General features: G+C 63.8%; 20 protein-coding genes. 3 read left to right on the forward strand and 17 right to left on the reverse strand.

Features of this window, described 5'->3' with window-relative positions; genetic code table 11:
• Nucleotides 1–137: 137 nt before the first annotated feature.
• The 7 genes from DEA8626_RS17695 to DEA8626_RS17725 form a co-directional block, all read right to left on the reverse strand.
• The gene (locus DEA8626_RS17695) at nt 138–1286 is read right to left on the reverse strand and encodes an iron-containing alcohol dehydrogenase (RefSeq protein ID WP_108854527.1); all 1149 of its coding nucleotides are present in this window, start codon (nt 1284–1286) and stop codon (nt 138–140) included.
• Entirely contained in the window at nt 1283–2671 is a 1389-nt protein-coding gene (locus DEA8626_RS17700) for an aldehyde dehydrogenase family protein (RefSeq protein ID WP_108854528.1), read from the reverse strand. Before DEA8626_RS17700 ends, DEA8626_RS17695 begins: the two co-directional genes overlap by 4 nt.
• A gap of 36 nt (nt 2672–2707) precedes the next feature.
• The gene (locus tag DEA8626_RS17705; RefSeq protein WP_108854529.1) at nt 2708–4072 is read right to left on the reverse strand and encodes a glutamine synthetase family protein; all 1365 of its coding nucleotides are present in this window, start codon (nt 4070–4072) and stop codon (nt 2708–2710) included.
• A gap of 73 nt (nt 4073–4145) precedes the next feature.
• Nucleotides 4146–5180 (reverse strand): TRAP transporter substrate-binding protein, encoded by a 1035-nt coding sequence (locus DEA8626_RS17710; RefSeq protein ID WP_108854530.1) that lies wholly within the window; start codon nt 5178–5180, stop codon nt 4146–4148.
• A 53-nt stretch (nt 5181–5233) separates the two neighbouring features.
• Nucleotides 5234–6562, reverse strand: coding sequence for a TRAP transporter large permease (locus tag DEA8626_RS17715; protein WP_108854531.1), 1329 nt, complete (start codon nt 6560–6562; stop codon nt 5234–5236).
• Entirely contained in the window at nt 6563–7069 is a 507-nt protein-coding gene (locus DEA8626_RS17720) for a TRAP transporter small permease subunit (RefSeq protein ID WP_108854532.1), read from the reverse strand. It lies immediately after the preceding gene.
• A gap of 1 nt (nt 7070) precedes the next feature.
• Nucleotides 7071–7859 (reverse strand): N-formylglutamate amidohydrolase, encoded by a 789-nt coding sequence (locus DEA8626_RS17725; RefSeq protein ID WP_108854533.1) that lies wholly within the window; start codon nt 7857–7859, stop codon nt 7071–7073.
• Between the two features lie 144 nt (nt 7860–8003).
• Between DEA8626_RS17725 and DEA8626_RS17730 the strand changes: the two genes are divergently transcribed.
• Nucleotides 8004–8876 carry a MurR/RpiR family transcriptional regulator gene (locus DEA8626_RS17730; RefSeq protein WP_108854691.1) on the forward strand — a complete coding sequence of 291 codons (873 nt, stop codon included), beginning with the start codon at nt 8004–8006 and terminating at the stop codon, nt 8874–8876.
• Here the strand turns inward: DEA8626_RS17730 and DEA8626_RS17735 are convergent.
• Entirely contained in the window at nt 8869–10074 is a 1206-nt protein-coding gene (locus DEA8626_RS17735; RefSeq protein ID WP_108854534.1) for a winged helix-turn-helix domain-containing protein, read from the reverse strand. The genes DEA8626_RS17730 and DEA8626_RS17735 overlap by 8 nt on opposite strands.
• Nucleotides 10071–11123 (reverse strand): dipeptidase, encoded by a 1053-nt coding sequence (locus DEA8626_RS17740; RefSeq protein ID WP_108854535.1) that lies wholly within the window; start codon nt 11121–11123, stop codon nt 10071–10073. Before DEA8626_RS17740 ends, DEA8626_RS17735 begins: the two co-directional genes overlap by 4 nt.
• Before the next feature lie 279 nt (nt 11124–11402).
• Between DEA8626_RS17740 and DEA8626_RS17745 the strand changes: the two genes are divergently transcribed.
• Nucleotides 11403–12719, forward strand: coding sequence for a c-type cytochrome (locus DEA8626_RS17745; RefSeq protein ID WP_245890905.1), 1317 nt, complete (start codon nt 11403–11405; stop codon nt 12717–12719).
• Nucleotides 12720–12768: 49 nt separating this feature from the next.
• Here the strand turns inward: DEA8626_RS17745 and DEA8626_RS17750 are convergent, their stop codons facing one another.
• The 5 genes from DEA8626_RS17750 to DEA8626_RS17770 all read right to left on the reverse strand — a co-directional run bounded on the left by DEA8626_RS17750 (nt 12769) and on the right by DEA8626_RS17770 (nt 18276).
• Nucleotides 12769–13782, reverse strand: coding sequence for an oligopeptide/dipeptide ABC transporter ATP-binding protein (locus DEA8626_RS17750; RefSeq protein WP_108854536.1), 1014 nt, complete (start codon nt 13780–13782; stop codon nt 12769–12771).
• On the reverse strand, nt 13779–14747 hold the full coding sequence (locus tag DEA8626_RS17755; protein WP_108854537.1) for an oligopeptide/dipeptide ABC transporter ATP-binding protein: 969 nt from the start codon (nt 14745–14747) through the stop codon (nt 13779–13781). Before DEA8626_RS17755 ends, DEA8626_RS17750 begins: the two co-directional genes overlap by 4 nt.
• Before the next feature lies 1 nt (nt 14748).
• Nucleotides 14749–15654, reverse strand: coding sequence for an ABC transporter permease subunit (locus tag DEA8626_RS17760; protein WP_245890906.1), 906 nt, complete (start codon nt 15652–15654; stop codon nt 14749–14751).
• Between the two features lie 24 nt (nt 15655–15678).
• The gene (gene oppB / locus DEA8626_RS17765) at nt 15679–16602 is read right to left on the reverse strand and encodes an oligopeptide ABC transporter permease OppB (protein WP_108854539.1); all 924 of its coding nucleotides are present in this window, start codon (nt 16600–16602) and stop codon (nt 15679–15681) included.
• Between the two features lie 63 nt (nt 16603–16665).
• Nucleotides 16666–18276: a peptide ABC transporter substrate-binding protein gene (locus tag DEA8626_RS17770; RefSeq protein WP_108854540.1), complete on the reverse strand. Its 1611-nt coding sequence runs from the start codon at nt 18274–18276 to the stop codon at nt 16666–16668.
• 480 nt (nt 18277–18756) lie between these two features.
• Here DEA8626_RS17770 and DEA8626_RS17780 point away from each other — a divergent pair, with 480 nt between their 5' ends.
• On the forward strand, nt 18757–19632 hold the full coding sequence (locus DEA8626_RS17780) for an urea carboxylase-associated family protein (RefSeq protein WP_108854542.1): 876 nt from the start codon (nt 18757–18759) through the stop codon (nt 19630–19632).
• 5 nt (nt 19633–19637) lie between these two features.
• Here the strand turns inward: DEA8626_RS17780 and DEA8626_RS17785 are convergent, their stop codons facing one another.
• The 3 genes from DEA8626_RS17785 to deoD form a co-directional block, all read right to left on the reverse strand.
• Nucleotides 19638–20213, reverse strand: a complete 576-nt coding sequence (locus DEA8626_RS17785) for a helix-turn-helix transcriptional regulator (protein WP_219929218.1) — start codon at nt 20211–20213, stop codon at nt 19638–19640.
• A gap of 56 nt (nt 20214–20269) precedes the next feature.
• A complete protein-coding gene (locus tag DEA8626_RS17790; RefSeq protein WP_108854543.1) occupies nt 20270–21034 on the reverse strand; it encodes a hypothetical protein in 765 nt (254 codons plus the stop codon).
• 112 nt (nt 21035–21146) lie between these two features.
• Nucleotides 21147–21851 (reverse strand): purine-nucleoside phosphorylase, encoded by a 705-nt coding sequence (deoD, locus tag DEA8626_RS17795; protein ID WP_108854544.1) that lies wholly within the window; start codon nt 21849–21851, stop codon nt 21147–21149.
• Nucleotides 21852–21905 lie beyond the last annotated feature (54 nt).

Here is a 21905-nt window from a genome sequence, read left to right on the forward strand (position 1 = left end):
GCGTGTCGCGAGTGCGGAGCGGCCGTTATCCACCCTGTCAGGCAGCGGATTGCCGGATTGCAGACAAAATTGCAACGCCTGACCGCCCACGCTGGGTCTTTCCCACGTGTTTCGGCGCGCTTGAGCGCAGCGGCAGGCTACATGCAGCTTTCGTAAAGCGCGCGGGTATTCGCGCGTGTCATTTCGACCGGGTTGCCGCCGCAGGAGGGGTCCTCCAGCGCCATCTCGGTCAGCTCGTCGAGGCGCGCGGCCTCCACGCCGAGCGCGGTGAGGGTTTCCGGGATCGAGAGTCGGGAGCGCAGTTCCATCACTTTCGCTCGAAATCCGTCAAAACCGCCCTTGATGCCGATATAAGCGGCGGCGGCCTCGATCCGGCCCTCAATGGCGGCGCGGTTGAAGTCCATCACCATCGGCATCACGACCGCGTTCGTCGTACCGTGATGGGTGTTGTAGACCGCGCCCACAGGGTGCGACAGCGAATGGATCGCGCCGAGGCCCTTCTGGAACGCAACCGCCCCCATCGCGGCGGCCGACATCATGTGGGCGCGCGCGTCGAGGTCGTTCGGATCGGCATAGACCTTCGGCAGGTTCTCGAACACGAGCCGCATGCCTTCGAGCGCGATGCCCTGGCTCATCGGATGGTAGTGGGGGCTGCAATAGGCCTCGAGGCAATGGGCGAGCGCGTCCATGCCCGTGCCCGCGGTGATGAACTTGGGCATCCCGACCGTCAGCTCGGGGTCGCAGATCGTGACCGCGGGCAGGAGCTTCGGGTGGAAGATGATCTTCTTCTTGTGGGTCGCCGAGTTCGTGAGGACCCCCGCCCGGCCAACCTCGGAGCCGGTCCCTGCGGTCGTCGGCACCGCGACGATGGGCGCGATCCTCGAGGCGTCGGCGCGGGTCCACCAGTCGCCGATATCCTCGAGATCCCAGACCGAGACCTTCTGATCCGCCATCAGCGCGATCATCTTGCCGAGGTCCAAGGCCGATCCGCCGCCGAAGCAGACGACCCCGTCGTGCCCGCCGGCCCGGTAGACCTTCAGCCCGGCCTCCATGTTCTGCTCGTTGGGATTGGGATCGACCTCGGAGAAGACCGCGCAGCCCAGCCCGGCGGCGTCGAGGATGTCGAGCGCCTGGGCGGTGATCGGCAGGCTCGCCAGCGCCTTGTCGGTGACAAGAAGCGGCTTTTTCATGCCCACGGCCTTGCAATGTTCGGCCAATTCCTCGATGCGGCCGGGGCCGAACTTCACGGCAGTCGGGTAGGACCAGTTGGCGGTGGGGGCGGTCATTTCGTCACTTTCTTCAGGTGGTAGGATTTCGGCCGCGTGACTGAGTGGAAGCCTAGAGTCGACAATGCCGCGCCGCGACCGGTCTCTTTGCAACCGGTCCAGCAAAGTGCCGGATCGAGGTAGTCGCAGCGGTTTTGGAACACCGTTCCAGTCTCAATCCGCCGCCCGATCCTTGCCGCGCGCTCGCTGTCGGCCGTCCAGAGCGAGGCGGTCAGGCCGTAGTCGCAGTCGTTCATCATCGCGATGGCTTCCTCGTCGTCCTTCACGGGCATGATGCCGACGACAGGCCCGAAGCTCTCCTCGCGCATCACGCGCATCTCGTGGTTGACCCCGACAAGGATCTGCGGCGCGAGATAGGCGCCGCCGTCATCCTCCGGAAAGAGTTTCGGGTCGATGAGCGCCTTGGCGCCGTCGGTGATCGCGTCGGCGATCTGGCCGCGAACCGTTTCGGCAAACCGCCGGTTGGCCATGGGGCCGAGCGTCGTGGCGGCGTCGAGGGGGCTGCCGAGCTTGAGCTTCTCGACCCAGGCGACGGCCTTCTCGACAAAGGAATCGTAAAGAGTCTCATGGACATAGATCCGCTCGATCCCGCAGCAGCACTGCCCGGCATTGTACATCGCGCCGTCCATCAGGCTGTCGACGGCAGCATCCAGATCGGCGTCGTCCATGACGTAGCCCGGGTCCTTGCCGCCAAGCTCGAGGCCGAGCGCGGTGAAAGTGCCTGCGGCGGCGCGTTCCATCGCCTGGCCGCCGCGGACAGAGCCAGTGAAATTGACGAAGCCGAAGGCGCGCTGGCCGATGAGGTCTTCCGTCACGTCATGGTCGAGGACGACGTTCTGGAACACCTCCTCCGGCACCCCGCCCGCATGGAACGCCTCGGCAAGCCGCTCGCCGGCGAGCAATGTCTGAGTCGCGTGTTTGAGAATCACGGCATTGCCGGCGATCAGCGCGGGGGCGATGGTGTTGATCGCCGTGAGATAGGGATAGTTCCACGGCGCGACAACGAAGACGATCCCGTGCGGCTCTCGTTCGATGCGGCGTTCGAAGAGGTTGGAGTTCTCCGCCACCATCGGTGCCAGCGCCTCGGCGGCAATCCCGGCCATGTAGTCGGTGCGTTCGTTCACGCCGCCAAGTTCGCCACCGTAGCGCGTCGGCCTGCCCATCTGCCAGGCCAGTTCCTCGACGATCACGTCCTTCTTGTCGCCGAGTTTCGCCACACCTGCCTTGACGAGCGCGATGCGCTCGTCAAGCGGGCGGCCTGCCCATTCGTGCTGCGCGGCGCCGGCGCGGGTCACGGCGGCTTCCGCCTCGGCCAGCGTGAGCGTGGGGCGCTCGGCATAGACCCGCCCGTCCACGGGCGAGATGCAATGGATCATCTTCGACATGTCGTCCTCGCTTGGCGCTTAGCGCCCATTGCGGCATCACAGCCGCTCGAAACCCCGTTTCAATTCCCAATCCGTCACGACGCGGTTCTGTTCTTCAATCTCCCACCGCGCAGCGTGGACGTAGTGATCGACGACGTCATCCCCGAACGCGGTGCGGAGCATTTTCGACTTGTTCATGATCTCCGCCGCCTCTCCGAGGGTCTTGGGAATCTCGCGGGCGCGCTTGGCGTGATAGATGTCGCCGGAAATCGCGGGCTCCAGTTCCAGCTTCTGCTCGATGCCTGCTAGGCCCGCCGCGAGAAGACCCGCGCAGGCCAGGTAGGGATTCAGGTCCGCCCCGCCAATGCGGCATTCGACGCGGATCGCCTGGGTGCCTTCGCCACAGACGCGGAACCCGGCGGTGCGATTGTCGAGCGACCAGACCGCTTTCGTTGGTGCGAACAGGCCCACGACGAAGCGCTTGTAGCTGTTGATGAAAGGCGCGAGCAATGGCGTGATCTCGCGCGCGTAGGTCAATTGCCCGGCGACGTAGTGCCTCATCAGTGCAGACATGCCGTGCGGAGCTTTCTCGTCGCGGAAGGCGGGTTTGCCGGCCTTCCAAAGCGACTGGTGGACATGGCTCGACGATCCGGCGCGGTCGTGGCTGTACTTGGCCATGAAGGTCGCGGAGCGGTCCTGGAGGTGGCACATCTCCTTCACGCCGTTCTTGATGATCACGTGGTTGTCGCAGGTGTCCAGCGCATCGGAGTATTTCGCGTTGACTTCTTCCTGACCGACCTCGGCCTCGCCCTTTGAATTCTCGATCGGCACGCCTGCGCGCCAAAGCCCGTTGCGGATCGCCCGCATCACCTCTTCTTCTTTGGTCGTGCCAAAAATTGCGTAGTCCACGTTGTGACGCCCAAGCGTCTGCAGATCGCGGTACCCGCTGTCGTTCAAAGCATCGTAACTGTCCTGGAAAATGAAGAATTCAAGCTCCGTCGCCATCATCGCGTCGAAACCCAGCTTTTTCGCACGTGCCACCTGACGCTTGAGAATGGCCCGAGGGGAAACCGCAATGTCCTCGTGGGTGTCGTGGTCGACGAGGTCGGCCATCACCATTGCAGTTCCTTCCAGCCAGGGCACGCGCCGCAGAGTCGTGAGGTCGGGCTTAAGAGTGTAGTCGCCGTAGCCCTTTTCCCAGCTTGCGCTCTTGTATCCGGGGACCGTGTACATCTCAACGTCGAGCGCCAGAAGATAGTTACAGCAATGCGTTTCTTTCCACGCGCTTTCAACGAAGTGCTGCGCCACGAAGCGTTTTCCCGTCAGGCGGCCCTGCATGTCGGGGAAGCAGACGAGCACGGTGTCGATCTCTCCTGCGGCGACTGCCTTTTTTAGTGTGTCGAATGTCAGATTTGCGGGCATCCGGCCCAACTCCCCTTCGAATTCCGCCGGGCGCGGCGACGTAGCCGCGCCCGATCGTCGTGATGCCGACGGATTAGGTGTAGCGGTACGGTCGCCCAGCCTTGTCCATCGCCTCGTTGTAGGCCTTGAATATAGAGACGATCTTGGCCTTGGTTTCGCTTTCCGCCGCGATCTCGTCCCAGAAGGCGCGGGCGGCCGCTTCGACCTGCGCCCACTCCTCGTCGGGAATTGAAGTCAGTTCCATCTTCGTTCCGTCGACGCGCAGCTTCGCCTCGCCGCCCCAGTACCAGTGCTGGCGGTAGTAGTGGCTGGAATCGAAGCACATTCTGATGAGTTCCTGCATGTTCTCCGGCAGTTCGTTCCAGCGGTCCATATTGGAGAAGAAGTGTCCAATCCAGGCGCCCGAGATGTTGTTCGTCAGGAAGTAGTTCGTCACGTCGGCCCAGCCCACCGTGTAATCCTCGGTGATGCCCGACCATGCGACACCATCGAGCTCGCCGGTTTGCACGGCGACCTCGATGTCCTCCCACGGGAGCGTCACCGGTACGACGCCGAATTGAGAAAGGAATCGACCTGCTGTCGGGAAGGTGAAGACCCGCTTGCCCTGAAGATCGGCAAGCGAGTTGATCGGGTCCTTCGTCGCAAAGTGGCAGGGGTCCCAGGCACCGGCCGAGATGTGCTTCACACCGACCTTGGAATATTCCTCGTCCCAGATCTCGTTCAGGCCCCACTGGTGGAACAGCACCGGCACATCGAGCGAATAGCGTGACGCGAACGGGAAGTAGCCGCCGAAGACGGTGACCTCGGTCGGCGAGGCCATCGAATCGTCATCGGACTGAACGGCGTCGATCGTGCCGCGCTGCATCGCCTGGAAAAGCTCGCCCGTCGGTACGAGCTGGTCGGCGAAATAGAGCTCGATCTCCATCTGGCCGTCGGCGATCTTGTTGAAGCTGTCGATGGCCGGCTTGACGACATGCTCGCCGAGCGCGGCGCCGGCATAGGTCTGAAGCCGCCACTTGATCGGCGATTGGCCGTGCACAGCGGGAGCAGCGAGCGATGCGGCACCTGCAGCGGCGCCTGCGGTGAGGAATTTGCGTCTCGTTGTCATTAGTCTGACCTCCTTGTTGCGGTTCGGGTTGGGGCGGTTCAGCCGCCCGTCGGTTATTGTGAGTATAGCGTGTCGGGCAGCCACATCGCGATTTCGGGAAAGGCGATGACAAGGCCGAGCGCGATGATCATCACGCCGACGAACGGGATGATCGAGCGATAGATGTCGCCGAGCGAGACTTCGGGCGGGGCCATCGCGCGCATCAGGAACAGGTTGTAGCCGAAGGGCGGCGTCATATAGGCGATCTGGGTCGTGATCGTGTAAAGGACACCGTACCAAATGAGATCGAATCCGAGCGCATCGACAAGGGGCACGTAGAGCGGCGCGACGATCACCAGCATCGCCGTATCGTCGAGAAACGTACCCATCAGCAGGAACGTGGCCTGCATGAGGATCAGGATGTGCCAGCGGTTCAGGCCGAGGTCTTCAAGGAACAGTCCTTTCAGCGCATCGACCGCGCGGAGCCCGTCGAAGACGGCGCCGAACGCGAGCGCGGCGAGGATGATCCACATGAACATGCAGGAGATCGCGAGCGTCTGGCGGGCTGACGTCTCGAAGACTTCCCAGGTCATCCGGCCCTTCAGGATCGCCGCGACCGTGGCCGCGAGCGCGCCGATGACCGAGCTTTCGACGAGCCGGACATAGCCCGTCACGAAGGGCACCATCATCACGAGGAATATGCCGACGGGCAGGAGGCCTGCCGTGAGGAGCCGTAACTTCTCGCGCCGGGTCACGGACGCGCGCTCCGCCTCGGACAGCACCGGGCCAAGCTGCGGCTGCAACTTGCAGCGGAACCAGATATAGAGGATGAAGAGCCCCGCCATCATCAGTCCCGGCAGCACACCCGCGAGCCACAGCTTGCCCACCGGCTGGCGCGCGATCATCGCGTAAAGCACGAGCACGACCGACGGCGGCACGAGGATGCCGAGTGAAGATCCGGCCTGAATCACGCCGGTCACCATCTGCTTGTCGTAGCTGCGTTTCAGCAGTTCCGGCAGCGCGATGGTTGCGCCAATCGCCATGCCCGCGACCGACAGCCCGTTCATCGCCGAGATCAGCACCATCAGAAGGATTGTCCCGATGGCAAGTCCGCCGGGGACCGGGCCAAACCAGACATGGAACATGCGGTAGAGATCGTCTGCGAGCCGGCTTTCGCTGAGCACGTAGCCCATGAAGATGAACATCGGCAGCGTCAGAAGCGGAAACCACCCCATCAACTTAATCGACTGCGCGAAGGCGAGGTCGTAGCCGCCCCGGTCGCCCCAGAGAAGGATCGCGGCCACCATCGCGACGAAACCGATGATCCCGAACATGCGCTGCCCGGTGATCAGAAGCGCCATCATTGCGCCGAACATCGTGAGGGCGATGGCATCCGTGGACATCTAGAGCTCCTCGCCCTTCAGCTTCGCGACATCCTTGAACAGAATTGCCGTGCATTGCAGCAGCATCAGCGTGATGCCCACGCACATGACTGTCTTGACGGGCCACATAACGGGCCGCCAGAGTCCACGCCTTCGTTCGTCGTATTCGATTGCGTAGGCAGTGCTTTCGATTCCGCCGAATAGAAGGACGCCGAGGTAGAAAAGAAGCGCGAAGATCGTGACGACGTCGACGAAGGCCTTCGTCCGGTCGTTCCAGCGGCTGTAGAGCAGGTCCATCCGGACCGCGCTGTCCATCTGAAGCGCATAGGCGCCGCCCAGCATGAAGTAGCCGACCATCAGGAACTGGCCCATCTCGTCAGTCCAGATCGCGGGTGTGAGTGCGGCGCGGGCGAAAGAGGACCAGAGCATCACCGCCATCAGCACGAAGAGAAGGTACATCGCGAAGCGCCCGATGCGGTAGTTCAGCGCTTCGACAAATCTCACGTATGTCCGGGTCCAGTTCGGCATGTCAGACGGCCGCCCTTTCCATCGCCGCGCGCCCGATCCGGTCCAGCGCAGCGGTCAGCACCGGAGTGAGGCCTTCGGCCATCGCAGCGACCGCAACGTCGTCGGCGATAAGGTTATTGCGTATTTCCAGCATGACATTGGGAAGCCCGTAAGGTGTCGCCTGAAGGCGGAGCAAGTGCGTGACGCCGTCGGCGGCCGAATAGGGCTCGTTGAGTCGGCAATTCAGGCCCGTCCGGGCCTTCGCCTCGGCAAGGACGGCTTCTGCCAGGCGCGGATCGGCATCGTGTATTATGCCGAGTTCAACGTCGCGCCGCGTGCCGAAATAGATGGGCGTGAAGCTGTGCACAGTAACGATGACAGGTCGGCGCCCGCTCGCAAGCCGTCTTGCGATCTCGGCGTGCAGCGCGGCGTGGAAGGGCAGGTAAACAAGGTCCGTCCTGCGCTGTCGCTCAGCAGCCGCGAGAGCGAAATTGCCGGGAACCTCAAACAGCTCGCTTCTCTCGGTCATCGCGCCCGCCGAGTTCGGCGGACGGTTCAAATCGTATATGAGCCGCGAAATCCCGGCGGAGACGAGCGTCGCGTCGAGTGCATTGGCAAGCGCGCGCGCCAGTGGCAACGCACCCGGGTCCCAGGCGACATGCGCGTTCTGCGCCTCGGCTTCGAGGCCAAGGGATCCGAAGGTGCGGGGAAAATGGTTCGAAGCGTGTTCGCAGACAATGAGAAAAGGGCCCACTGCCTCGCGGTTCTCGGTCGTCACGACCGGAAGGGCAAGTTTTGTCTTCGCCGCCATTACTGTCGGATAGTCCCCCGATTCACCTATTCAAGGCTCCATCGGCGACTGTCATTCTGTCAAGATACTTTCTTTTCTAGCATTTCTGTTACAATCTTTTCTTGAGCGCCTAAATGCCGCTTGGGCGCGTTGAAGGAGCTTGACGTGCCGGGTGCCGCGCGAACCGTCGAACAGCAGATCAAGGCGCGCTTCGACGAACTGACGCGCGCCGAACGGCAGTTGGCCTCGCACATCGTGCGGCACTATCCGGTCGCCGCGCTCGCTTCCATCACCGCCCTTGCCAAGGCGGCCGAGGTTTCGACGCCTACAGTGGTGCGACTGGTGCAGAAGCTTGGCTACAGGGGCTATCCGGACTTTCAGATTGTAGTAAGGGCCGAGGTCGAAGAGCGTCTGATCTCGCCCATCGCCAAGCATGACCGCTGGGCGGAGGGTGCACCGGATACGCATGTCCTCAACCGGTTTGCCGACGCTGTCGTGGGGAACCTTCACGCGACTTTGAGCCAGATCGACCACGCGGAATTCGATTCGGTGGCGCGGCTGTTGGCCGACCGGAGGCGCAAGATCTACGCCATGGGCGGGCGGATCACCCATGCGATGGCGGACTACTTCGTGACCCACATGAAGGTCATCCGCCGCGACGTGACGCTGATTTCGGACATGTCGAATGCCTGGCCGCCCGCGCTGATCGACATGGCAGCCGGTGACGTCTTGCTGGCCTTCGATATCCGGCGATACGAGAACAACGTTCTGTCGCTTGTCGAGATGGCCGCAGATCAGGGCGCCGAAGTTGTGCTGATTACCGATCAGTGGGTCTCTCCGGCCGCCGAGCGCGCGCGCTATCGGTTCTCGGCCCATATCGAAGCGCCCTCGGCCTGGGATTCCACGGTGGCGATCCAGGTGCTGGTCGAAACTCTGATGGCGGCTGTGCAAAGCCTCACTTGGGAGGAAACGCAGGCGCGAATGAATAGGCTCGAAGAGCTTTACGCACGGGCGCGGTTCTTCCGGCGGTCTAAGTGAGCCGAAGCCACTTGTCGGCGTAGCGAACATCCCGGCAACCGGTGAACTGGCCAAGGCGAGCGAGTTCGGCGTCCAGCCGGGCGAAGCGCCCCTTACCCATCGAGACGCCTTGTTCGGGCCAGAAGGCGGCAACGGATAGCGCGCCGTCGCTGCGTAGGCATTTCGCGTCTATCCGGCCGATCAGCCGATCCTGCTCCATCACCGGAAAAACGTAGTAGCCGTATTCTCGCTTGGCCTCGGGGACGAAAACCTCGATCCGGTAGCGGAAGCCAAAGAGCCGCTCGGCCCGGTTCCGGTCCCGCAGCGCAGGATCGAAGGGCGAGAGGATGCGAATGCGGCCGGCGGGCTCGGGCACTGCCGCGGCGGCCTTGAGGATGTCGGGCCGAGCGAAGCATCGGCGCGGATTGCGGTCTGCGCCCTCGACCGCGATTTCCATGATATCGCCGCGGGCGCGGGCGCTTGCACACCAGTCCTTCGCCTCGACCGGCGTCACGAGATCCCAAAATGCTGCAATCTCGCCCGAGGTCGCGAAGCCCAGCCGGTCGAGCGCGGCATTGCAGGCCCAGTCGATGGTCTCGGCCTCGGTCGGGACCGCGCAGCTATGGGCGTCTGGATAGATGCGTTCAGTGAGATCATAGATCTTCGCGAAGTTTCGCCGGTGACAGACACAAAGTTCGCCGGTCCGCCAAAGGAATTCGAGCGCGGTCTTCGACGGATGCCATTCCCACCAGCCGCCCTTTCCGCGCTGTTCGTCTTCGCCCACCTCGCCCGAGCCGACGGGTCCGCCCGCGCAGACATGGGCGCGCACGTCCTCGACCTTGTTGTGGAACTCGGGCCCTTGCCAATTCGACCAGCGGCTGAGGATACGCTCGCCGTCGCGCGCGAAGCGCAACTTCCACCAGCGGAAGAATTCGGTCGGGATCACCGAGGCGTCATGTGTCCAGTGTTCGAACAGCCTCCGGTCCTTTTCGATCAGCCGCTTGAGATTTCCAGGGCGGTAGCTCTGTCGGCGCGACCAGAGGATCATGTGATGGGCACGTTCTACCGTGTTGATGCTGTCGACCTGCACAAAGCCGAGCCGGTGGATAAGCGTCAGAAGATCGTCGCCCTTGGCGGGGCCGGAAGGTGGTTCGATCAGCGCGTGACGGTCGAGGAATAGGCGCCGCGCGGCCTTGTTGGGAAGGACCGGCAGGTTCATTCGCCCCAGACCCTTTCCAGCACCGCCAGCCAGTTTCGATAGGCGAGCTTTTCGATCAGCGCGTCGTCGTAGCCATGCTTGCGTAGCGCGTCTATCAAGCGCGGCAGCCCAGCCACGTCGCCGATCTCCTCCGGCATGGTCGCCCCGTCGAAATCCGAGCCGAATCCGACGCGATCTTCGCCCAGCCGATCGATCAGGTGGTCCAGATGTCGCAGAATCGGCTCCCAGCCCTTGAAGGGAGACTTTCGGCCGTCCGGGCTCAGGAATACCGTCGCGAAATTCAATCCAACCAAACCGTTTGAGGCCCGGATCGCGTCAAGTTGCCTGTCGGTCAGATTGCGCGTTGACGGCGTGACGGCGTGGGCGTTCGAATGCGTTGCCACTAGCGGCGCGTCGGAGATGTTCGCAACGTCTTCGAAACCTTTCTCGTTCAAATGGCTGAGATCGACCATGATGCGGAGCCGGTTGCATTCGCTAACCAGCACCTTGCCCGCATCGGTCAGGCCCGGACCGGTATCGGGCGATCCGGGGAAGCGGAATGGCACGCCATGGCCGAACAATGTCGGCCGCGACCAGACAGGTCCGAGCGATCTGAGCCCCGCCGCATGCCACAGATGGAGCGCATCGAGGTCAGTTCCAATCGCCTCGGCGCCTTCGAAATGGAGGATGGCAGCGATCCTGCCGTCGTCCATCGCATCGCGGAGTTCGCTCACGCATCGGCAGACGGTGAGAGTTCCCGTTCGCTCCATCCACATGAGATGTCCGATCATCGCCGCCGCGATCGGCTGGGCCGCGTGCGCGTCGATCGGGTCGGGCAGGGGCAGGTCATAGGGCGGCGCGTCCATGACTGCATCGTAGTCGGACGCGCCGGACGCGGTAGGCGAAGGGACGTATACCGCGAAGAAGCCGCCCGCGAAGCCTCCGGCCTTCATCCTCGGCAGGTCGAGTTGGCCCGTACCATCGCCTTTCAGCCAGATCGTTTCACGCCGCTCGGGCGCCAGCAGAAGCCTGAGCAGAAAATCGTTGTGACCGTCGATAACCGGGATCATCCTGCCTTGCCCAACTGATCGCGCGCAGACGGCGCCACTCGAGCGGCAGCGCCGCCGGTTCGGCTGAGACTCGCGCGTCAGAGGGGCGAGCGCAAGGCCCCCATCCAGCGGCTTGCCCCGGCAAGGCGAGGCGCTCAGGCCCGCCGGGCGGTTGGAAGGCCGGGGTCCCGCCGACGCAGGCATCCGGATCAGTGGACCGGACCGCTGTTCCAACCTTATACTATTAGCGTCCGCCCGGGCGCGTGCCACTGCCAGGGCGAGTCGACCGAGGGGCAGGCAATGGCCGTGGAACGATGGATGCCAGCGCTGGTCGCGCTTAGCGCGGTGGTCCTGTCGGCTCTGGCCGGCAGCGCGGACGCGCAGGACTTCTTCACCCTTGAGGGACATGGCGGGCCGATCAAGGACATAGCGGTCGGCGCGGATGGGACGATCCTGACCGCGAGCTTCGACAACTCCGTGGGAATCTGGCGCGACGGGCGGCCGATCTGGCTCGAGGGTCATGACGCCGCGGTCAATGCGGTTACGGATCTCGGCGGCGGTCGCATTGCTACGGCCGGCGACGATTTCACGATCCGGGTCTGGGATGCGGCCACTGGGGGAGGTCAGGTGCTGGGGCGGCATGCGGGCAAGGTCGGCCGGCTCGCCGCGGCGCCCGATGGCGCCCGCGTCGCATCGGCAAGCTGGGACGGAACGGCGCGGATTTGGAGCGTCGACGGCACCGACCATCCGGTCAAGATCGTCGGACATACGAGCAGCGTCACCGACGTTGCCTTTTCCCCCGACGGCGCACGGATCTATACGTCGTCGGCGGACGGCACGCTTCGCGTCTGGGACGCGTGGACGGGCGAAGCACTCCAACAGCTTGTCCATCATGGCTTCGGGATCAACACGCTCATCGTCAGCGAGGACGAGGGCTGGATTGCCTACGGAGCCGTCGACGGCGGCACCCGCATCCTGTCTCTGCCCGAAGGCGAAACGCTGGCGGATTTCACGCTCGACCGGCGGCCGATCCTCGCGATGGCCTATCACGCCGGCTCGCACCGGCTCGCCGTGGGCGATGCGCAGGGCTACATCATGGTGGTGGACACCGAGGAGCGGCTCATTGCCGGGGATTTCCGGGCGACGCTCCACGGGCCGATCTGGGCGCTGGCCTTTTCCCCGGACGGGGCGAACGTGCATGCCGGGGGGCTGGACAACGCGGTGTACAGCTGGCCGGTCGCGTCGCCGGATACCGGCACGAGGATGGCCGATGCGAACCTGTCGTTCCTCAGACCGCCCGCGGAATTGCCGAACGGCGAGCGGCAGTTCCTGCGCAAGTGCTCCATCTGCCACGTGCTCGGCGCCGAGGGCGGTCGCCGCGCGGGCCCCACGCTGCACGGGCTCTTTGGCCGGCCCGCGGGGTCGGTCGCGGGCTACGGCTATTCGGAGACGCTGCGGAGGTCGGATATCGTCTGGACAGATGCCACGATCGACCGGCTCTTCGAACTCGGTCCCGACCACTTCGTTCCGGGTTCGAAGATGCCGATGCAAAGGATCGCGAGACCGGATGACCGCGCCGATCTGATCGCCTTTCTGAAGGAGGCGACAGCGCGGTAAGGTACCGACTTCGCGCCGCCCGCTCGGCATCCAAACATGAACCGTCGCGTCAGGCCTGCTCCATTGCCCTGCGCGAACCGGTGAGCGGACCGGGGAAATGGCAGGCGACGGCGTGCTGCCCGCGCGTCAGTTCCGGCACCACTTCGGCGCAGACTCGTTCCGCGCGGGGGCAGCGGGTGCGGAAGACGCAGCCCGAGGGCGGGTTGAAGGGCGAGGGGAGCTCGCCCTCGAGCGGGATCATCTTCTTGTGGCGCTCGGCCTCCGGATCCGGGATCGGCACGGCGGAAAGCAGCGCCTGGGTGTAGGGATGCTGCGGGTCGGCATAGAGGTCATGGCTTGTCGCGGCTTCCATCTCGCGGCCGAGGTAGAGAACGAGGACGCGGTCAGAGATGTGCCTGACGACGGACAGGTCGTGCGCGATGAAGATCATCGCGAGGCCGAGATCGCGTTGCAGCTCCGACAGGAGGTTGATGACCTGTGCCTGGATCGACACGTCGAGGGCAGAGACCGGCTCGTCGCAGATCAGGAGCTTCGGCTCGACGATCAGCGCGCGGGCGATGCCGATCCGCTGGCACTGACCCCCGGAGAATTCGTGCGGATAGCGGTTGATCTGGTTGGGCAGGAGGCCGACGCGGTCCATCATCTTCTTGACCCTTACCTTCACCTCGTCCCCAGACAAATTGCGGCGGTGGGTGCGGAGCGGCTCGGCGATGATTTGGCCGACGGTCATGCGGGGATTTAGGCTCGCCAGCGGGTCCTGGAAGACCATCTGGATGTCGGATCGGTACTTCAGCATCTCGCGCCTCGAAAGCGACAGGAGATCGGTCTTGCCCTGCCAGATCACCTTGCCGGTTGCCGGCACCATCTGGATGAGCGCGCGGGCGAGGGTGGACTTGCCGCAGCCAGACTCGCCGACGACGCCCAGCGTCTCACCGGCGAAGAGCTCGAAATTCACGCCAGACACCGCGTGCAGAAGGCGTGGTTTCGCCCAAGGCATGTCGCCCGCCCGGCGAAGCTCGAACGTGACGCGCAGGTCCTCGGCCCTGAGAAGCGGTTCGGTCATGCCAGTTCCTCCAGCGTGCGGTTGCAGGCCCGCCAGCGGCCGGGCGCGAACTCGATGAGCGGATCGAGATGATCGAAGCAATCCTCCGCCGAATAGTCGCATCGCGGAGCGAAGGGGCAGCCCTTTGGCGCGTTCGTCATGTTTGGTGGACTGCCTGGGATGGAGTCCAGTTCGTCCCCTTCATGGTCGACCCGCGGGATCGCCTTTAGCAGGCCTCGGGTGTACGGGTGCGAGGGAGCCATGAAGAGCGGATCGACGGGGCTCTGCTCCATCACCTGACCGCCGTAAAGCACCAGCACGTCCTCGCAAAATCCCGCGACGACACCGAGATCGTGGGTGATGAGGATCGTCGCCATGCCGAAGTCGCGCTGAAGCTCGGCCAGAAGCATTATAATCTGCGCCTGAACGGTCACGTCGAGCGCGGTCGTCGGCTCGTCCGCGATCAGAAGTTCCGGCCGGCAAAGGAGCGACATCGCGATCATGACCCGCTGCCGCATGCCGCCCGAGAATTCGTGCGGATAGAGGCCGATCCGGCCCGCCGCGTCGGGGATCTTGACCGCCTCGAGCATCCGCACGGCCTCTCTCACCGCTTCGGATCGTCGCATTCCCTTGTGATGGACGAGCACCTCGGCCATCTGGTCGGAGACGCGCATGTAGGGATTGAGAGAGGTCATCGGATCCTGGAAGACCATCGCGATCTGGTTCGCCCGGATCGGATTGATGACGGAGGGAGGCGCGTTCAGGATCTCCTTGCCGTTGAAGCGCACCGAGCCGCGCGCGGTGCCGTTCCTGGCCAGAAGCCCCATGATCGCGAACGAAAGCTGGCTCTTGCCGGAACCGCTTTCGCCCACGATGCCGAGCGTCTCGCCCTTGTCGAGCGCGAAGCTGACGCCGCTGACGGCGTTCACCGTGCCATCGGTTGTGTCGAAGCTGACACTCAGGTCCGTGACTTCCAGAAGAGCCATGTCAGCGGTCCTTCGGGTCGAGCGCGTCGCGCAGGCCGTCGCCGACGAAGAAGAACGCGAAGAGCGTGATGATGAAGAAGAAGAGCGGGAAGGCGAGCTGCCAGAGTGTGCCGTAGTTGATCGTGCCCGCGCCTTCCGAGATCAGCGCGCCCCAGCTCGTCAGCGGCTCCTGCACGCCGAGCCCGAGGAAGGAGATGAAGCTTTCGGTGAGAATCATCAAGGGCACGAGGAGCGTCGCGTAGACCGCGACGACGCCGAGGAGGTTCGGCACGATGTGACGCCAGATGATCTTGTAGGAAGGCACGCCCGTCGCCTGCGCGGCCTCGATGAACTCCTTGTGCTTGAGGCTGAGCGTCTGGCCCCTGACGATCCGGCTCATGTCGAGCCAGGAGATGAGGCCGATGCCGATGAAGAGCATGGCGATCGAGCGGCCGAACATCACCAGCAGAAGGATTAGGACGAACATGTAGGGGATCGACATGAGGATATCGACGCTGCGCATCATGATGTTGTCCACGCGCCCGCCGACATATCCCGCCGTCGCGCCGTAAAGCGTGCCGACGACGACGGCGATGGCCGAGCCGACGATGCCGACCATCAGCGAGATGCGCGTGCCCTGCACGGTTCGCGCGAAAAGGTCGCGGCCCAGATCGTCCGTGCCGAAATAATGGCCGTTCGACAGCGACGGCGCGCCGAGCTGGGCGACCTGGCCCATGACGGTGAAGTCGAGTTCCTCGTTCGACCAGGCGGCGATGTAATTGCCGAAGATCGCGAAGAGCCCGACGAGGATCAGCACGATCAGCCCGCCGACCGCGGCCTTGTTGCGCAGGAACCGGTGCCGCGCGTCGGCCCAGAGCGAGCGGCCCCTGACCTCTTCTGCGGCGAGCCGGTCGCTCAGGCTCTTCATCTTTATCGTGTCGACGACCATGGCTCAGTACCGGATCTTCGGGTCGATCCAGGCATAGAGGATGTCGACCACGAGATTGAAGAGGATGGTGAGCGCGCCGACGAGGATCGTGACCCCCATCATCACCGCATAATCGCGGTTGAGCGCCGAATCGACGAAGGCCTTGCCGATGCCGCCCGTCGAAAAATAGATGTCCACCACGACCGAGCCGGTGATCATCGTCACGAAGGCGGGGCCGAGATAGGAGATCACCGGCAGCATCGCCGGCTTCAGCGCGTGGCGCAGGATCACCTTGCGCTCGGGCAGGCCCTTGGCGCGGGCGGTGCGGATATGGTTGGAGTTCAGCACCTCCAGCATCGAGGACCGCGTGATCCGCGCGATCGACGCCATGAAGGACGTGGACAAGGCGATGACGGGCATGACGATGTATTCCCACTGGCCGCCCTCCCAACCGCCGCCCGGCAGCCATCTCAACCAGAGCGTGAAGACCAGCACCAGGATCGGCGCCATCACGAAGTTGGGCAGAACCTGCGCACCGATCGAGACGCCCACGGCGAGGTAGTCGAGCCAGGAATTGTGGCGAATGGCGGCGGCGACGCCGAGCGTCACGCCCACGATGACCGCCACGGCGAAGGAGATCGCGCCGTAGGTCAGCGTCACCGGAAATCCCTGGGCGATGATCTGATTGACGCTCCGGTCCTTGTAGATGAAGGACGGGCCGAAATCGAAATGCGCGACGATCCCCCAGACATAATTGACCATCTGCCTCCAGAGGGGTTGGTCGAGACCGTACTTCGCCTCCAGATTTGCGAGCACCTGCGGCGGCAGCGCACGTTCCTGCGTGAAGGGCCCGCCCGGGGCCGCGTGCATCAGCAGGAACGAGACGATGATAAGCAGAAGAAGCGTCGGAATGGCGATGGCCAGACGCTTGACGATGTAGGAGATCATGGCTTCGGGTCCGACCGCGAGAGTGAGGGCGCGCCCCGACCGGGCGCGCCCTGGAAAGCCGCCTCAGTTGGCGACGCGGTACATGTCCTTGAGGTACCAGTTCTGCATCAGGTTCGTCAGACCCGCGCCCCGGATGTCGGGCTTGATCATCTCGACCTTGGTATACTGGTAGATCGGCGCCAACGGCATCTCCTCGGCGAGGATCTGCTCGGCCTGCTGGTAAAGCGGCGCCGGTTTCTCAGCCGTCTTCGACTCCTTCATCAGCCGGTCATACTCCTCGGAGAAGAACTTGCCGTTGTTGTGGCCTGAATACGAGGTGAAGAGGTCGAGATAGGTGGATGCTTCATTGTAGTCGCCGCACCAGGCGTAACGGGCAAGCTCGAAGTCCTGGTTCTGCATCTTGTCGGTGTGAACCTTCCACTCCATGTTGTTGATCGTCAGGTTCACGCCGATCTGCTTCCAGAACTGCTGCACGGCGATGGCGATCTTCTTGTGCGCCTCGGACGTGTTGTAGTTGAGCGTCAGGTTCAGCGGATTGTCCGGCCCGTAGCCCGCCTCGGCGAGAAGCTCCTTGGCCTTCGCAGTGCGCTCTTCCTGGGTCCAGCTCGCATAGTCGATCTCGGGCATCTCGAAGCCCTCGGTCGCGGCGTGGGTCCAGTTGTAGGACGGCGCCTGGCCGCCCTGCAGGATGTTGTTGACCACGATGTCGCGGTCAATCGCGTAGGACAGCGCCTTGCGCACCCGCACGTCCTTCAGCGCCTCCGGCCCCTTGGCCTCGTCGAGGTTGTACATGTAGATGTACGAGCAGGACTGCGGCACCGAGATCGCCTCGTCCGGATACTCTTCCTTCAGGCGCGGGTACTGACCCGCCGGGATCTGCACGCGGTCGAGCTCACCCGCCAGGTAGCGCGTCAGCGCGGCGTCGTTGTCGTTGATCGTCAGTGCCGTCACGGTCTGGAGGACCGTGTTCTCGTGATCCCAGTATTCCGGGTTCGGCTCCATCACGACCTTCTCGCCCAAGATGTGCTCCTTCAGCACATAGGCGCCGTTGCCGACGAGGTTGCCGGGCTCGGTCCACTTGTCGCCGAATTCCTCGACGACCTTCTGGTTCACCGGGAAGGTCGAGGCGTGGGTCAGCATCTTCGGGAAGTAGGGCAGGGGAGCCGTGATCTTGACCTCGAGCGTGTGGTCGTCGACCGCCGTCACGCCGAGCTCGTCGACCGGCTTTTCGCCCGCGATGATCTCGGCCGCGTTCGCGACCTGCATCAGCTCCATGTACCAGGCGTATTCCGATGCGGTCGCCGGGTCGGCCAGGCGCTTCCAGGCATAAACGAAGTCCTGCGCGGTCACCGGGTCGCCGTTCGACCACTTGGCGTTGTCGCGCAGGTGGAAGGTGTAGGTCGTCTTGTCGTCGGAAAGCTCGTGGCTCGTGGCCACGCCGGGGACGAGACCGCCTTCCTGGTCTTCGTTGTAGAGCCCCTCGAAGAGCGAGCGCATGATGCCCGAGCCTTCGACATCGGTGTTGATCTGGGGGTCCATCGACTTGATCGCGTCGAGCAGCCAGTAGGTGTAGTTCTGGTTCTGAGCGAGGGTTTCACCCGGCTGCGGGGTGGCGGCGACCGAGGGAAGAGCGAGACCGATCACGAGAGCGGTTGTGACGAGCAGTTTGTTCATGGAAACGAATCCTCCTGCGATTATTCTTCTGGTTGTGAGATTGCGCCCGCAGCGCGGGATGCGCAAAGACTAATGGCCGGGGGAGGCGGCACAAGCGCATTGCGCCGGTACGAACCGGGTACGTCGCTTCAGGTTGACGACACAACCGCGCACTTTGTCTGACATTCGTGCGAAACGCGCTTACGTCGCGACTCGGCCATCTGCCTCCGCTCACCCGCACCCGCACCGTGCTAGATCCGAGGATGCCTTTCCTTCTTCTTGCGCTTCTGGTCTCTGTCGTCTTTTTTCTCTGGCTGGTCCCGCGGGGAAAGACGCAGCGGCGCGGCCGCCATTGGCGGCTTGACCGAAACCTCGGACCGGACGCCTATCGCTGCGCGGCCTGCGGGGCAGTCTGCCAGGGTGAGCCGCGCCGCCGCCTGCGTCCCGATTGACCTCCAGGCAGGTGCCCGGCAAGGATGCACGGCGAGCGAGGAGATAGTCATGAAACCCCAGCGCCCCGAGACCGACGCGCCCGCCGACGCCGACGAACGCCGTGCCGTCCCACCGGTGATCTGCTACCCGGTTGCGGCGCTCCCACCCGCGCCTATGGCGCTCTACCAGGCCGCCCGCGCGGGTCTTGACCTTGTGGCGGAATACCTTGTGCCCCCGCGCGAGGCGCGTTGCTTTCGAGTATCCGCGGGACAATTCTTCCGCATCCTTTCCGTCGAGGGGCCACAGGTCGGCGACCTCAATCTCTGGAACGCCAATGACCTCTCGGAGCGTTTCTATTCGGGCAAGACGCGGGCCCTGCACGGGACCCATCTGTCGACCGGTGACAGGATGTGGTCCTCCTTTCCGCATCTCAGGCCGATGGCCACGATCACGCATGACACGCTTGACTGGTACGGCTTCGATGCCTCCGGCGGGTCGGTGCACGACGTGATCGGAACGCGCTGCGACCCCTACACGCACAACCTCCTGAGCGGTGGCGGCCAGTATCATCATTGTTGCCACTCGAACCTGATCCGGGCACTGTCGGCCGAAACGCGCAGGTCGCCTGTAGACGCCGAGCGGCACGTCCACGATGTGCTGAACGTCTTCATGTGCACCGGGTTCACCCGCGATACGGGACAGTATTTCATGAAGGCTTCGCCGGTCCGCCCAGGCGATTATCTTGAGTTCTTCGCCGAGATCGATCTCCTCGGCGCGCTGTCTGCCTGTCCGGGTGGCGACTGCTCGTCAGAGCACTCGTCCGACAGCGCGGCTTGCCATCCGCTGAGAGTTGAGGTTCTGCGCCCCGGTGAGAACGCGCTTGACGACTGGCGGCCCCCCGCGCAGAGCGCCTACGACAGGAGCCACGGCATCGGGCCCGCATGACCATCTCAGCCAGCTCCATCTTCCGTGCGCGATGACACGACGTCGAAGTGGCGGTGGTCGGCGCTGCGCTCGGCGACGGGGGCAAGCAGGTCTTCGAGGAAGTAACCGGTCAACTGGGCGCGGCTGCCAAGCCCCGACTTGCGATATACAACCGCAGCCTGCTGGCGCACAGTCGCCTCGCCCGACTCGCGAAGCGTCGCGATCTCCTTGTGGCTCAGCCCTTTCAGCATCAGTGCGGCCACGTCCGCCTCGGCGTCCGTCAACTCCCAATGCCGGAACTGCGCGACAATGGCGCGCGAAAGCCCCTCGACATGGGACCGCGCCTGTGCCCGCCATTGGTCACCCTCGCGGCGGGCATGTTGAAGGTCACTCAAGAGATCGCGCCGCTCGCGCCTGAGGTCTCGGAAGTCGATCTGCACCTTCGCGGCGAGTATGATCGCCCCGGCCAGAAGCCCCGTTTCCATCACATCGAGGATCAATCCGATGAGCGTGAAGGGTTCGGACGACCGCACCTGCTCCACCACCGCGAGTCCGATAAAGAGCACTGCGGCAACTACTGCGAGGATCATCGGTTTCGACATCGCGATTCCTGGTTTTCTGCCACGCATCCCGGTTCAAGCGCCTGCATGATTATATATCATTCAGTCCGGAAAAACGACGCACCGCCGATCGTTCGGTTTCCACTTCTCTCGATCGCCAGCACTTCGAGCTCGTAAAGCGAGTTGGTGTCGAAGAAGCTCGCCGGAACGGTGAACCCGGTCGCATCGCCCGAGAGGTGAACGCTGAACGCGGGACGCGATGTAGCGTCGGGGTCGGTGTGGTTTTCCTTCACCACCGTCAACTGAAAGGCGACGATGTCGACCGGGCGGCCGTCGACGGAGGTCGTCACCGGCAGCCATGTCACCTCCATGTCGGACACCGGAATCATCGGCATGCCCGGAGACATCGCGTCGGGAACGGTCGTTGGTGCCGTGATGACCGGCATGGAGGGCACGACGGTCGTAAATCGCGCCGTGCCAACCTGCATCGTGCCGTCGAGGCCGACCGCGCGCACCCCGTACTCTCCCTCAGGGAAGTCGGTCTTGAGGTCATCATAGCCCCAATCTCCGTAGACTGGTTCAACCGACTCCCAGAAGACGCCGCTGAGGCCGAGATCGCGGAAACTCCGCTCTGGACTGACGTGGACGATCATATCGCCAGCTGGATCGAACAGGCAAAGTTCCTGCCAGCCGTGGCTGTCGAACTGTCCGTGCACACCCATGTCGCCGTCACCCGCGTTGTTCTCGATGAAGAGCTTGGCCTCGGGGATCGGCTCAGTTGTCTGGCCGGTGAGCTCGCAGGGCTCTGCCTGCGCGACAGCCGCGAGAAGGAAGGGCAGCAGTGCGAGCGTCAGACGCGTCATCGTGGCCTCCGTCGTGGACACGGCAATGATCTGCCTGCGATGGCGGTGTGGCCATCGGACAGATGCCTGACGGGTTCATGTCTGACGAAGATGAAGGGCCGAGCCCATCCTTTTACGCGAACGCGGCTGACAGCGCGATCTCCACCATGTCGCCGAAGCTTTGCTCGCGGTCCTCGGATGACAGCGCCTCATGCGTCACGAGATGGTCCGAGATCGTCAGGATGGCGAGGGCCCGTGCCCCGTGGCGGGCGGCGACCGTGTAAAGTTCTGCCGCCTCCATTTCGACGGCGAGGACGCCGTGGCGAGCAAGCATCTCGGTCAGGTCGGGGCGCTCGTCGTAGAAAACGTCCGAGGAATGGATACCCCCGACATGGACCCGCGTGCCCCTCTCCCGCGCGGCCACAACCGCGTTTTCCAGAAGGCCGTAATCGGCGCAGGGGGCGAAGTTCATCTCCCTGAAAAACCCCAGAGACGGGGTCGAAATCGACGACGAGGTCATCGCGATTACCAAATCGCGGATCTGCACCTCCTTCAGCATCGCGCCGGCAGAGCCGATCCGGATCAGCGTCTTGGCACCGTAGTCGCGGATAAGCTCGTTGGCGTAGATCGACAGGCTCGGCATGCCCATGCCCGAGCCGTGGATCGTGACGCGATTGCCCTTCCAGGTGCCGCTGAAGCCCAGCATGCCGCGGACCTGGTTGACGCAGATGGGGTCCTTCAGGAACGCCTCGGCCGCCCATTTCGCGCGGTAGGGATCGCCGGGCATGAGGACGGTGTCGGCGATCTCGCCGGGTTTCGCGCCGATATGGATGGTCATGTCGTCCCTCGCCTGTTCTGGATCCGGCGAGCATAAGACAGGGTTACGGGAAGG

This window comes from Defluviimonas aquaemixtae (genome assembly GCF_900302475.1).
Classification (GTDB): domain Bacteria; phylum Pseudomonadota; class Alphaproteobacteria; order Rhodobacterales; family Rhodobacteraceae; genus Albidovulum; species Albidovulum aquaemixtae.